Genomic DNA, 13,613 nt, shown 5'->3' on the forward strand with positions numbered 1-13,613 from the left:
AGGCGGAATGGGTGGCACCAAGGCGGCAGTCAGATTCGCGGGCGCGTTACTTCTGACAGCAGTTTTGACAGCATGCGGAGGCCAGGGGGCTGACCGCAACCAGAATCTTGAGGGGTTCACTCCTGAACAGATATTCACGCGTGGCGAGTTCGAGCTGTCGCAGAATCGGCAGGACGACGCGGCTTGGTACTTCTCTGAAGTAGAGCGCTTGTACCCTTATTCCGATTGGGCCAAGCGAGCGTTGATCATGCAGGCCTTCTCGTATCATTCCGACAAGAATTATGAAGAAAGCCGTGCTGCGGCACAGCGGTTCATAGATTTTTATCCGGCGGATGAGGATGCAGCTTATGCCCAGTATCTTCTGGCGCTTAGCTATTATGACCAAATCGACGAGGTTGGACGAGATCAGGGGCTGACGTTCCAGGCGTTGCAATCGTTGCGGACCGTGATCGAAGTCTATCCTGACAGCGAATATGCAACTTCTGCCGTTCTGAAGTTCGATCTGGCCTTCGACCATCTGGCCGGCAAGGAGATGGAGATCGGGCGCTATTACTTGCGTCAGGATCACTACACTGCGGCGATCAACCGCTTCCGCGTCGTGGTTGAGGATTTTCAAACCACCTCACACACCGCCGAAGCGCTCTATCGTCTGATCGAAGCGTATCTGTCGCTGGGTCTGGTGGATGAGGCACAGTCGGCAGGGGCAATTTTGGGATTCAATTACCAATCTTCCGAGTGGTATGACGCGGGCTACAAGTTGCTGACGTCGCGCGGGCTTGACCTTAAGAGCCGTGGCAACAACTGGCTTAGCACAATTTACCGCCAGACCGTCAAAGGTGAGTGGTTGTAATCGTCATGGCCAAAGCTCCGGGACGCTAGGATCCGATGCTTCGCGCCCTTGATATTCGCGACATGCTGATCATCGACCGGCTGGAACTGACGTTCCAACCGGGTTTGAACGCGTTGACAGGCGAAACCGGCGCAGGCAAGTCGATCTTGTTGGATTCCCTGGGCTTTGTGCTGGGCTGGCGTGGACGGGCCGAACTGGTCCGTCAGGGGGCCGCGCAGGGCGAGGTGGTGGCCGAGTTCGAGCTGTCCGAAGATCACCCCGCCCATGCGATTCTGGCCGAGGCCGGGCTGCCGGGCGGCGAGGAACTGATCCTGCGTCGTGTCAATACCGCCGAGGGGCGCAAAACTGCGTGGGTCAATGACCGGCGCTGCTCGGGCGAGGTGTTGCGGGCGTTGTCCGAGACCCTGGTGGAGCTGCATGGCCAGCATGATGACCGGGGTTTGCTTAACCCGCGCGGGCATCGGGCGATGCTGGACGAGTATGCCGGCGTTTCGGATGATCTGGCTGCGGTACGCACCGCTTGGTCTGATATGTCGCGGCTGCGCAAGGCGCTGGCTGAGACCGAAGCAGCGCTGGCCGCTATGCGCGCAGAAGAGGAATTCTTGCGCCACGCTGTGGCTGAGCTGGACAAGCTGGACCCACAAACGGGCGAGGATGCCGATCTGGACGCGCGCCGCCGCATGATGCAGGGCGCCGAGCGCATTCGCGATGACGTGGCCCGCGCGTATGATCTGTTGGGCGGGAACGGGGCCGAAACGGCCATGTCCGATGCCGTGCGCTGGCTGGAGGGCGTGTCTGACAGCGCCGGTGGTCAGTTGGAGGAGCCGATCGCCGCCTTGGGCCGGGCTCTGATTGAGTTGGGCGAGGCGCAGGACGGTGTGAATGCTTGCCTGCAGGCGTTGGAGTTCAATCCGGCGGAGCTGGAACAGGCCGAAGAACGCTTGTTTGCAATCCGCGCTCTGGCCCGCAAACATGACGTGGCCCCGGACGATCTAGGCGCCTTCGCTGATACGCTGCGCGACCGTCTGAACAAGCTGGACGCAGGCGATGCCGATCTGGCCGACCAGCGCGCAGCGGTTGCGGCTGCGCAGGATGCCTATGATCAGGCGGCAGCCGAACTTAGCACTGCACGCCAGCAGGCGGCAGGGCAGTTGGATGCGGCTGTGATGGCTGAACTGGCACCGCTCAAGATGGAACGCGCGGTGTTTCAGACCGAACTCACCGCCGCCGATCCGGGCCCCGAGGGCATTGACGCGGTGGCCTTCACGGTCGCCACCAACCCCGGCGCGCCGTCCGGGCCGCTGAACAAGATCGCCTCGGGTGGGGAACTCAGCCGGTTCCTGCTGGCGCTCAAGGTCTGTCTGACCGGCGATGACAGCGCCCGCACGATGATCTTTGATGAGATTGACCGCGGCGTCGGTGGCGCGACTGCGGATGCGGTGGGGCGGCGTCTGGCGTCTTTGGCACAGGGTGGGCAGGTGCTGGTCGTCACACACTCGCCGCAGGTCGCGGCCCGCGCGGCGCATCACTGGCGGGTGCAGAAACAAGTGACCGACGGGCTGACCCTGTCCACTGTCATCCCGCTGGCCGAACCGGACCGCGTGGATGAGATCGCGCGCATGGTCGCGGGCGACACGATCACGGATCAGGCCCGCGCCGCCGCCCGTGCCCTGTTGGACGCATAGCGCCTCACAGACGCGCGATCCGGCTTTTATCTGTGCCCTCCGTGGCTTAGTAAGGGATATGTTCTGATCCCCCGAGGGCACATGACCCAGTCAACCCGCACCGTTCTGCGCAACCAACTACATCAGGCTTTGGCCGCGATGAAGGATGGCTGGCGGGTAATGCGACGGCGGGGGCCAAGCCAGATCCAGTTCTGGTTCATCGCTCTGGCCATCGGCATCGCCGCAGGGTTCATGGCGCTGGGGTTCCGCAAGGGGATCCGGGCGCTGCAGGCGTGGGTCTATGACACCGAAGATATCCTGCTGCTGCATTCCCATGTCGAGAAACTGCCCTGGTTCATCGTGCTGATAACGCCGATCATCGGAGGTCTGATTGTGGGTATCATCCTACACAGGTTCACCGATGACGGGCGCGTGCGTTCGGTCGCGGATGTGATCGAAGGCGCGGCGCTGACTGATGGCCGGGTCGAAGGCAAGGCGGGGATCGCATCCTTGTTTGCCTCGCTGATCACGCTTAGCACTGGCGGGTCCACGGGGCGCGAGGGGCCGGTGGTGCATATGGCCGGGGTGATCTCGACCTGGGTGTCGAACCGTATCCACGCCGATGGGATAACGGGCCGCGACTTGTTGGGTTGCGCAGTGGCGGCGGCGGTTTCGGCCAGCTTTAACTCGCCCATAGCAGGCGCGCTGTTCGCGCTCGAGGTGGTGCTGCGCCATTTCGCGGTTCATGCATTTGCGCCGATCGTGATCGCCTCGGTTGCGGGAACAGTGATCAACCGGCTCGAGTATGGCGACGTGACCGAGTTTACCCTGGATACCCCCGGATCGTTGCAGTTCTATGTCGAGTTGCCGGCCTTTCTGATCCTTGGCCTGATCTGCGGCCTGGTGGCGCTATTGCTAATGCGTTCGATCTTCTTTGCCGAAGACATCGGCAATCACATCCAGACTCGCCTGTCCTTGCCGGGTTGGCTGCGCCCGGCCGTGTCTGGGGCGATGCTTGGTCTGATCGCCATCTGGTTTCCCCATATCATCGGTGTGGGCTACGAAACTACGATCCGTGCCCTGACCGGAGATTTGGTTCTATCGGCAGCCATCATGTTTGCCGTGATTAAGACCGTGGCTGTAGCGATCACCATGGGTGGGCGTATGGGGGGCGGGGTGTTTTCGCCGTCACTGATGGTGGGGGCGCTGACTGGGTTGGCCTTTGGCCTGATCGCCACTGGGTTGCTGCCGGATGTGTCGGGGACGCATACGTTGTATGCTTTCGCCGGAATGGGGGCGGTGGCCGCTGCCGTTCTGGGCGCACCGATCTCGACTACAATGATCGTTTTTGAACTGACCGGAGACTGGCAGATCGGGTTGGCCGTGATGGTCTCGGTCTCGATGTCGACCGCGCTTGCCTCGCGATTGGTGGACCGGTCGTTCTTTTTAACCCAGCTAGAGCGCCGTGATGTGCATCTCGCCGCCGGGCCGCAAGCGTATCTGCTGGCGATGCTGCGTGCTGGGACGGTGATGCGGCCCTTGGGGGATGCCCGATCGATCAGCCGCGATGAGGCACAGGCGCTGATCGAGCAGGGCTTGTGTGTGCAGGCCAGCGCGACGCTTGAGGCCGCGATGCCTTATTTCGACCGCGAGGATATCTCTTGTATCCCGGTCGTAGTGATAGACGATGACGGGTGCGAAAACCCGGTCGGCGCACTTTATCACATAGATGCGCTTAAGACTTATAACCGCGCGCTGGCGGCCACGGCCGCCGAAGAGCATTCCTAGCCGCGATAAACTGTTGCCGTGTCGCCCAGATAGTTGTCCCATGCGAACCAGTACGAGATATGCCCGGCCACGCGCGGCAATTCCGTACCGTCCGGTCCGATCAGTTTTTCCTCGGTCAGGTGCCATTTGCGACCCTGCTGATCAACCAGTCCGCCCTCTGACGCGGTAAAACGGTTTGATCCGCGCTCATAAGCGCGCACGGCGCGTTTGTCGGGATTACCGATCAGAACCAGCGGGCGGTTGGCAATCGCGTCGTTGATCACGCCCGTGTTGTTGAACGCATCCAGCGGCCAGGCCCGTGCCGCGCCGAACTGTCGGATTGCAAAGATATAATCCTTTTGCCGGTGCTGTGATTGATCCACCAGTGCCGGGAACATCAGCTCGGGCGACGCAAAATACTCGCGATAAACCACGCCCGAGCCATAATTCCGACGATGCCCGGTGTTCAGGGACAGGATTTTGGTATCGGGGTGCGACCCTTTCCAGCTTTCCCAAGTGGTGATCACCACGGGGCGCTGTTTCAGCTCGATCCCGCTATCGACCAGCGGGCCGACGACGGGTTTGCCGGTGTATTGGTTCCACAGCGAATGGGTCTCGCGATCGAACATCAGCTTGTTGGACCGATAGAGGAACCCCGACGAGCCAAAGACCAGCGGTTTGCTGCGCCCCGACACTTGCGTTTCAAACAAAATGCCCGATCCGCAGAGCGTGCAATAAGCCAACGCCAGAGGCACCCCACCGATTACATCGTTGAACATCTCGTGCCAGCCCATGATCCGCAACGGATAGGCGCGCGAGTCCCCGTTGATCGAGACGCCAAAGACCAGGTCATCGTTCTTCATGTAGTCCGCGCGCGCGGCCGGGATCAGCGTCGGATTGTCCAGCGAGGGGATGCCGTCCTTTTGAACACCGCCCCATGTGATCTCTTCCAGCCGGATCTTCATTTTGCCGGGTTGCAGGTATTCAGGGCGCAGGAAATCGTCAAAATTCGAGTCTATCCCTAACAGCACCTCGCGCTTGAACGGGATCAGCGATGGGTGCGGTACGATCTGTGGATTGCGTTCTTGCCAGATCATCCAGTCGAACCAATCCACACCGATATTCTCACCAGCCAGGGTTTGCATGACTTCCGTGATCTCATCACTGCGCCGACGTCCATAGCGCATCGCTGTCAGCAGCGCCGGAATGACATCCGGTTTTCCGCGTTTGACAAGAAACGCCATGCCTTCTTCGAATTCAGAACTGCTTCCGTAAAGTGTCGTGCGGATGGCATCCAGGACAGGATCGCTCTGAGCCCAAAGCGGGGCGGGCAGCATTGCAGCGGCCCCCAGAATTCCAGTGAAACTACGGCGAGTGATCGACATTGCGTCCTCCGGCTATGGTCACATGTATTTTGCATGGGATCGTACAAGAAATCATTCAACAGCCGCGTGAACTCATCGTGAGGGCTGCAAGGGTGCAACGCGAGCGATCTTGTTGTGCGCGGCACGGTCTGGTCGGGTTGATACCGGTTGTGTTTCAGGGTTCTATGTGGCCGAGCAGCGCCAGAATGCACGGCGAAAACAAAAAAATTTTGAGGTCAGGGAATGAAACTGTTTAAGCGGATTTTGACCAGCCCGGTCATCATGGTGACACTTGCTGCATCTGTCGTGCTATTGGTGCTCGAGGTCGAAGAACTGCGTGAAAGCCACTCGGGTATTACGCATACTGCGCCAATTTGGTCATCTGACCGTGTTGCGCAGGTCGAGACAATTTTTGCCGCCTTGAACATGGAAACTTTGGACGTTCCGGTTGAGCGTGTTGGAAGCGGAGGCGCACTAACCAGCCTTGGGAACGATCTCGTTCTTATGACGCACGAGGGTGGCTTCTTTGAGGTAGGTGGCGAAGAATCGAAACGACTTGACATAGAGGCTCCACCAAACGGGTGGTCTGCCATGCTGGATTTTGAATCTTCTAATCCAGACTACAATTTTGCCCACTATTTCTTTCGATACAATGATGTGGATGTCGTAGACGATCAACTGATCGTTTCTTTCACAGAATGGGTCGAGGGCGAAAACTGTTATCGCACGGCAATCTCGACCGCGCCATTGCAAGGCGCGTCTGCTGAAACTGCCTCAATCAAAGCCGAAGACTGGACGGTGCTGTTCGGGACAGAACCCTGCCTTGCGCCCAACTCCGAAGGTCGCGCGATTCAGGGCCATATGGCGGGCGGACGGTTTCGTGTAGACGCGAATGGCACATTGTACTTGGCTGCAGGTGACTATGCGCAAGACGGAATTTATGCTCCTGTGCCATTGTCGCAAATCCCGGACCAGATGTACGGCAAGGTGATCGCAGTGGATTTGGCCACTGGCGATAGCCGTGTTGTCAGTCAGGGTCATTCGAACATGCAGGGAATAGCGCTGGACCAGGACGGCAAACTTTGGACGGTCGAACATGGCCGGCGCGGCGGGGATGAGCTGAACCTGATCCGCGAAGGCGAGGACTATGGATGGCCACAGGTCTCGCTTGGAACGAGATACAACAAATTGCCGTTACCTGATACGCTGGACTATGGTCGCCATCCCGACTTTCAGCTGCCGGCGTATTCCTGGCTGCCCTCAGTGGCTGTTAGTTCATTGATGTACGTTGATGACTTTCATCCTGCCTGGGATGGGGATTTGATTGCCGGATCGCTGGCCGGGAACAGCCTGTTTCGAATTCGTACCAACGGAGAGAGCATTCTGTTCGCAGAACGTATCCCACTGGGGCTGCGGATTCGATATGTCCATCAACACGGGGACGAGCTTGCATTGTGGACTGATCAGCAAAAAGTGGTCCGTCTAACAGTTGGCGAATTTGACCCCAGTTTCCAATTTGCAGTTTCGAAAATCGGCGATTTGGGGCTGTCAGGACGAAAAGCCAGCGCAGTAGAAACGGCCTTGGATGGCTGTGCGGAGTGTCACGGATTCGGCGTGCTACCCAGCACCAGCGCCCCGTCTTTGGGCGAAGTTTTCGGTCGTCAGATCGCGGGCCTGACCGATTTCGACTACTCGCAGTCATTGTCTGAAGTGGGTGGTAAGTGGACCCGGGACCAGCTTGTCGCGTTCCTTGATAATCCGCAATCCATCGCTGCCGAAACGTCGATGCCTGATCCGTCTCTGGACGACCCCGAAGTGGTAAATGCTATCGTGGATATCCTTGTCTCGCTGAGGGAGCAGGCCGAGTGACTTGATACTCTCGCATTTTGGTTTCAACCGCTGAGTGTCGCACCCTGGCCATGGTTACAGAACGCCATGGCCCAGTGTTTTCATTGATTGCCCGGAGAAAATCGGCGTTTCACGGGCTGAAACACACTTTGGCTCAACTTTTCTTGATCTAGCTGTTAACTTTCGGTTAATATTAGCCAAGAGCATTCCGCCCGAGTTCCGCGCTGACCACCTATTGCAACTCTGATTTTGTGCATGGCGTAAGGCTACTCGGCTTTCATATTTTTGAACGACCAAACGAATAACGAACTGTTTTAGCACCAGAACTCATGTGAATGGGAGTGGTTGGTAATGTATTTAAAGAGTTTCGTTCAGCGTCTCTGGCTAGGTTCGAGGGGCGCGGGATACGCGCTGCCAGTGCTGGGGTCTGACGCAGATTTGCATGTTGCCAGAAAAGAGTTGGCACCATGACCTTTGCTGAGACTACAACCTCGATGGGCGAGTATCCGCCTGCGGTCCGAATAGCGCTACGCCTGCCTGTCATGGTGAGCCGGTCTGTAAAAACGTTTTCAGGTTCTGACCGTCTCTTAAATGGCGATGTGCAACGTGCGGCTGTGCTGGAGACGGGGCTGAGTCATGCAAAGCGTTGATATTGCATTAGTCGGAGCAGGGCCCGCTGGATACGCAGCACTAACAGCTATGCGGGGCTTCTCTGGTTCTGTGGCTGTCGTGACGGGGGCCACCTCCAAACCTTCTCAGGGTGGGCCGGTCAAGATTGTCTCGGTTGCGTATGAAAGACAACAGCCCGCGTGTCTGGCAGACCGCACCGAAGTATCAGGCGACGCACCACCGATGTTTGCTGCCGCCGAAGTCGGTGGGCTGGCCAATTACTGGGGTAAACAGCTTCAGGTTTACGACTGCGATGACCCTTGGGGAAGGGGACAGTTTTTGGAAACATGGTGGGACTATTGTGCCGCGTGCGAAGCTGTGCAGCGCGATCTGAAAGTGGTCGGCGGTGCCCGGCACGAGCTTTTAGAGAACGGACTGGAAAAAAGTGTCCCACGTTTGCTGACCGGAACTTCAGAAACTCCCAATGCCGGGCTTCGGACCATGGCCCGCGCGGTTGAGGCGCGCCTCAAAGAGATGTCGAATGTCTCGGTCCGAGCGGGGCGTGTTGGCCGGATCTTGTCGGGACAGGGGATGGTACGCTTGGACCTGGATGATGGAACTCAACTGCGAGCGCGGCACGTGTTTCTGGCTTCAGGAGTTTTAGGTACAGCGAACTTGCTAGCGCGCAGCCTGCCACAAGCATCGCAGATTGGCTTTCGCGACCATGCCCCGTACATCATGAATTGCCTTTGGTTAAGCCGTGCTTTGGGATCGCCGCGCGCTTATGCTGAGGCAGGACATTTTAATGCCCTGACGCTGAAACATAAGGTAGGTGGGCGGTGCGATCTTTTCGCCTCTGTCTATGCCGTCTCACAGGCTCCGATCAGCTTGATAACTGCCACATTTGGTTTGGGCCCCCACTTGCGCGGGCGTCGTATCGGGCGACTTGTAGATTTTGTGCAGCCCATTCGGATCTGGACGCCGACAACTATGGTGCAGCTCAGGCATTTGCCGCGCGAGGGCCGTATCAAAGCAAATAAAGTGCCGGACGTGGGTCAGGACGTTGGCCTGCGCAATTTGTTGGACTGGTTAGCATCGCATGGAGTGCGGCACACGCTGGGCGTCACCGCCCCAGGTCAGGGCTTTCATTATCACAAACTTACAGTCGGGGATCGAGATGAGCCAGTAGATCAGGTCGTCGAGTCGGCTTTCGATGGTCGAGTCCGCGTGATTGATGCCTCTTGCCTTCAAGAAATTGGTTGCCCGCCGCACACATTGACAGCGATGGCGCAGGCTTACGGTCGGGTCAGTCAAGATCTGGCGATGGTCGACTTGATGAAAGAGGCGATGTGACTCCCGCTCAGATTTGTTCAACTTTGACTGAATCGAGCCGATAAAACGCGATATAGCCTTTGATATCGGCGACTTCGGAGATCGGGTTTTCATAGCTCCACGCCGCGTTTTCAGTCACAGAAGATTTATTGACGATCGAGAAATGCGCGGCGTCACCCTTATGGGGGCAATGCGTGACTTTGTCGGTCTGGTCCAGAAACGCCATCGCAATATCACTGCGGGGGAAATAGATCACCGGGTCCAGATCACCTTCAAGCAGTTCAAGCGCATTTGTGCTTTCGCCCAAAATGGCGCCACCGGAACGGACGCTCCATTTACCCGGTGCTTTGCGAATAGTGATCTTGGTCATCTTGCCTCCTTAACCCTTACTGATGTCGGGCTTTTCCTCTGCCTCCGGAATGTAACAGCTGGGTGTCAGATCGGAGCGGTTGCGGCATCCAACCACACTTGCGCGTCCGCGCCCAGCCTTGGTCGTATTTTTTCCGCAACGTCGCGGTGATACGCATTCAGCCAATCACGTTGAGCGTGGGCCAGCATATCGGGAACAATCAATCGACGGTCAATTGGAACGTAGGTCAAAGTGCGCCAGTTCAGCATTGCGCGTTCGGCATCGCCCCCGGGCAAGGTAGGGGCCTGCTGCACCACCACCAGGTTTTCGATACGAATGCCAAAAGCACCTTCACGGTAATAGCCGGGCTCGTTCGAAAGGATCATACCGGGTTGAAGGGGGACATGGCTGACCTTCGACAGACGCTGAGGGCCTTCGTGCACGCTCAGGTACGCGCCGACGCCGTGACCGACGCCATGGTTGAAATCCTGCCCTGCCGCCCACAGCGGGGCCCGAGCCACGCCTTCGATATCGCGCCCAGCCAAGCCCACGGGCCAACGCAGCATCGACATGTCGATCATACCCTTCAGGACACGGGTGAAACAGGCTTTTTCTTCGTCACCTACCTCACCAATAGCGATGGTACGGGTAATATCTGTGGTGCCATCAAGGTATTGACCACCGCTGTCGAGAACCAGAATGTGCCCGTCTTCCAGAAGGCTGTCGGTCTCTTCAGTGACGCGGTAATGCATGATAGCGCCGTTAGGACCAGCGCCTGCGATTGTATCAAACGAGATGTCCTGCAGCGCGCTGTCCTTGCGCCGGTTCTCTTCCAACCTTGTGACAACCTGCGTTTCAGTGACACTGCCGGGGCTTTGGTCATCCAGCCAGCAAAGCGTCTCGATCACCGCCACTGCGTCGCGCAGGTGTGCCTCGGCGCTGCCTTCGATTTCAGAAGGGTTTTTGCAGGCTTTCGGCAGGGCGCACGGGTCGCCGGCATCGACGATCTTGTCCTGCAAAACGTCAGCTACGATTTGGGGCAGGGTTCCAAGATCAACCTGAATTGCCCCCTGTAACGCGGCAACAGCATCAAGGAACGTTTCAGGCGCGTGAACGCGAACCTGATCACCCAGCGACACGCCCAGCTTTTCCTGTGCCATGAACAGGTCAACCTTGGCGTCCGCGTGCAAAATGGCAAAACCGTGCGCCACTGGGTTGTACCCGATATCCGAGCCCCGAATGTTCAACAGCCACATGATCGAGTCCGGCAAGGTGATCACGGCAGCCGAGTTGCCAGCAGCAGCCAAAGCATCGGCCAGACGGTCGATTTTGCTGGCGGCGCTTTCACCGGCGAATTTCAGAGGGTGCGCTTTAACCGGGTTCATCGGTGGAGCAGGTTGATCGGGCCATATGCGGTCAACCAGATTGGGGCTGCGAACAAGGTCTATACCGCTGCCTGCGAGGTCTTTGCGTGCGTTGGTGATCTGGCCAGCAGCGTGCAACCAGGGATCAAAACCGACCTTGCCGCCATCGGGCAGATTGTCCTTCAACCACGCGCCCAAACTGACCTCGGGCCACGGCACAGGGGTAAAGTCCTGGGCGACCTGAGCTTTGACCTGCGTTCGATATCGCCCGTCGACAAACACACCGGCCAAGTCGGGCAACACGGCACAAAAACCTGCCGACCCGGTAAAGCCTGTTAGCCAAGACAAACGTTCGTCCCGCGGGGCGACATATTCGCCCTGATACGCGTCTGAGCGCGGAATAAGAAACCCGTCCAATCCAGCCTGCGCCATCTCGGTGCGCAAAGCGGCCAACCGGGGCGGCCCCTGTTCGGGGCGCGCGGTTACGGCAAAGGATTGGAACATTTATTACCTCATCACTTCAGGGCTGCGCCCTTCTATTTATGACAACGATAGGCCAAAGCCGCGTTCAACCGACCTTGCGCATGCCCATGACACGGGCGCGCGCCCTTGGGTCATTGTCGAACAGGGCGGCAAGCTGTTCGGTCATTGCACCGGCAAGCTGCTCGACATCGGTAATCGTGACGGCGCGGTCGTAATACCGCGTCACGTCATGGCCGATCCCGATGGCCAGCAGCTCGACCATATTGCGCTTTTCCACCATGGCGATGACGTCGCGCAGGTGCTTTTCCAGATAGTTCGCCGGGTTCACGCTGAGCGTTGAATCATCAACCGGCGCCCCGTCCGAGATCACCATCAGAATCTTGCGCTGTTCGCGCCGCATCATCATCCGGCGATGGGCCCATTCCAGTGCCTCACCGTCGATGTTTTCCTTCAGTAGGCCTTCTTTCATCATCAGGCCCAGATTTGGGCGTGCCCGCCGCCAGGGCGCATCGGCCCCCTTGTAGATGATGTGGCGCAGATCGTTCAAACGCCCCGGCTGCTGCGGGCGGCCGTCGTTCAACCACGCCTCGCGTGCCTGCCCACCCTTCCAAGCACGGGTGGTAAAGCCCAGAATCTCGACCTTGACGTTGCAGCGTTCCAGCGTCCGTGCCAGAACATCGGCACAGATCGCAGCGATTGAGATTGGACGCCCGCGCATCGAGCCAGAATTATCCAGCAGCAACGTCACCACAGTGTCTCGGAACTCGGTATCCTTTTCCATCTTGAAGCTCAGCGGCGTGGTCGGATTCGCCACCACGCGGGCCAAACGACTGGCGTCTAGAATTCCTTCTTCCAGATCGAATTCCCAACTGCGGTTCTGCTGTGCCTGAAGACGGCGCTGCAACTTGTTGGCCAAGCGGCTCACGGCGCCTTTTAGCGGCTCCAACTGCTGGTCCAGATAGGCCCGCAGGCGTTCCAGTTCTGCCGGTTCCGCCAGATCTTCGGCCGCGATTTCTTCATCATGCGTGTTCAGATACACTTTGTAATCAGGATCCGCATCCGAGGCAGGTGGCGGGGCCGGAGGTTCAAGCGGAGCCTCACCTTCCGGCATTTCGGCTTCGTCGCCTATCTCGTCATCGGCCATCTCGTCCATCGAGACCTGAGCCTGAGACTGGTCCTGCTGTTCTTCCTGCGACTGTTCAGGCGTGGCGTCGGCGTCCTGCTCTTGCTGGTCGTCGTCGCCTGTGCTGTCCGGATCGGGTTGCTCTTCGGCGTCTTCTTCGGCCTGATCTTCCTGCTCGTCGTCCAGCTCGTCGGGATCGTCGCCCAGCTGGTCGCCATATCCCAGATCCTTGATCACCTGCCGCGAGAATTTGGCAAATTCAGCCTGGTCCGAAAGGATATCGTTTAGGTTTTCAAGCGACCCCCCTGCCTGCTCCTCGATAAAACCACGCCACAGATTCATGATGTTGGCGGCGGCGGGGGGCAGGTCACGACCGGTCGCCAAGTGGCGGATCAGATATCCGGCGGCAACGGACAGAGGCGCGTCTGCTGGTTGTTTACACTGGTCATAACCGCGGCGTATCGCTTCGTGGCTGATCTTGACGTCGATGTTGCTGGCCGTGCCTGGCATTTCTCGCGCGCCCATCGCCTCGCAGCGGGCGGTCTCCATCGCTTCGTACAGGTCCCGCGCCATATCCCCCGGAGGCGCATAGCGCGCATGCGTCGCGTCATCGTGGTATCGGCGTTGCAGAGCCAGAGCATCTGCTGTTCCGCGCGCCAGCAAAACCTCTTCTCGTGTCATTCGGCGGCTGACCTGGGGCAAACGCATCGACTCGCCCGACATGCCTGACGGATCAACGGTGTACGAGACGTTCAGCTCGGGGTCGTCGGCCATGACCCGCGTGGCCTCGGCCAGGGCTTTCTTGAACGGATCAGCGGGGTTGTCGTTTGGTTTGCTCATCGGCGGCGGGTCCGGTCTTG

The 13,613-nt window shown here is 58.6% G+C and carries 9 protein-coding genes; 5 read left to right on the forward strand and 4 right to left on the reverse strand.

Features of this window, described 5'->3' with window-relative positions; genetic code table 11:
• The first annotated feature begins 7 nt into the window (after positions 1 to 7).
• The 3 genes from AC2FNR_RS21870 to AC2FNR_RS21880 all read left to right on the forward strand — a co-directional run bounded on the left by AC2FNR_RS21870 (position 8) and on the right by AC2FNR_RS21880 (position 4,302).
• On the forward strand, positions 8 to 850 hold the full coding sequence (locus AC2FNR_RS21870) for an outer membrane protein assembly factor BamD (RefSeq protein WP_209195103.1): 843 nt from the start codon (positions 8 to 10) through the stop codon (positions 848 to 850).
• A gap of 35 nt (positions 851 to 885) precedes the next feature.
• Positions 886 to 2,535, forward strand: a complete 1,650-nt coding sequence (gene recN, locus AC2FNR_RS21875) for a DNA repair protein RecN (RefSeq protein ID WP_496851432.1) — start codon at positions 886 to 888, stop codon at positions 2,533 to 2,535.
• An 81-nt stretch (positions 2,536 to 2,616) separates the two neighbouring features.
• Positions 2,617 to 4,302: a chloride channel protein gene (locus tag AC2FNR_RS21880; protein ID WP_496851434.1), complete on the forward strand. Its 1,686-nt coding sequence runs from the start codon at positions 2,617 to 2,619 to the stop codon at positions 4,300 to 4,302.
• On the opposite strand, the gene AC2FNR_RS21885 is transcribed toward AC2FNR_RS21880, so the two are convergent.
• The gene (locus tag AC2FNR_RS21885; protein WP_496851436.1) at positions 4,299 to 5,666 is read right to left on the reverse strand and encodes a DUF3179 domain-containing protein; all 1,368 of its coding nucleotides are present in this window, start codon (positions 5,664 to 5,666) and stop codon (positions 4,299 to 4,301) included. The genes AC2FNR_RS21880 and AC2FNR_RS21885 overlap by 4 nt on opposite strands.
• 222 nt (positions 5,667 to 5,888) lie before the next feature.
• On the opposite strand from AC2FNR_RS21885, the gene AC2FNR_RS21890 reads away from it, so the two are divergent.
• Both AC2FNR_RS21890 and AC2FNR_RS21895 read left to right on the forward strand, forming a co-directional pair.
• Positions 5,889 to 7,514 (forward strand): PQQ-dependent sugar dehydrogenase, encoded by a 1,626-nt coding sequence (locus AC2FNR_RS21890; RefSeq protein ID WP_496851438.1) that lies wholly within the window; start codon positions 5,889 to 5,891, stop codon positions 7,512 to 7,514.
• 615 nt (positions 7,515 to 8,129) lie between these two features.
• Positions 8,130 to 9,455, forward strand: a complete 1,326-nt coding sequence (locus tag AC2FNR_RS21895; protein ID WP_496851440.1) for a Rossmann-fold NAD(P)-binding domain-containing protein — start codon at positions 8,130 to 8,132, stop codon at positions 9,453 to 9,455.
• A gap of 7 nt (positions 9,456 to 9,462) precedes the next feature.
• Here AC2FNR_RS21895 and AC2FNR_RS21900 read toward each other — a convergent pair whose 3' ends face one another.
• The 3 genes from AC2FNR_RS21900 to cobT form a co-directional block, all read right to left on the reverse strand.
• A complete protein-coding gene (locus AC2FNR_RS21900; RefSeq protein ID WP_480867608.1) occupies positions 9,463 to 9,804 on the reverse strand; it encodes a DUF427 domain-containing protein in 342 nt (113 codons plus the stop codon).
• Between the two features lie 65 nt (positions 9,805 to 9,869).
• Complete coding sequence (locus AC2FNR_RS21905; RefSeq protein WP_496851442.1) at positions 9,870 to 11,651, reverse strand: aminopeptidase P family protein; 1,782 nt, start codon at positions 11,649 to 11,651, stop codon at positions 9,870 to 9,872.
• 64 nt (positions 11,652 to 11,715) lie between these two features.
• A complete protein-coding gene (gene cobT / locus AC2FNR_RS21910) occupies positions 11,716 to 13,593 on the reverse strand; it encodes a cobaltochelatase subunit CobT (RefSeq protein ID WP_496851444.1) in 1,878 nt (625 codons plus the stop codon).
• Positions 13,594 to 13,613 lie beyond the last annotated feature (20 nt).

It is taken from the genome of Ruegeria sp. SATB045 (assembly GCF_059613525.1).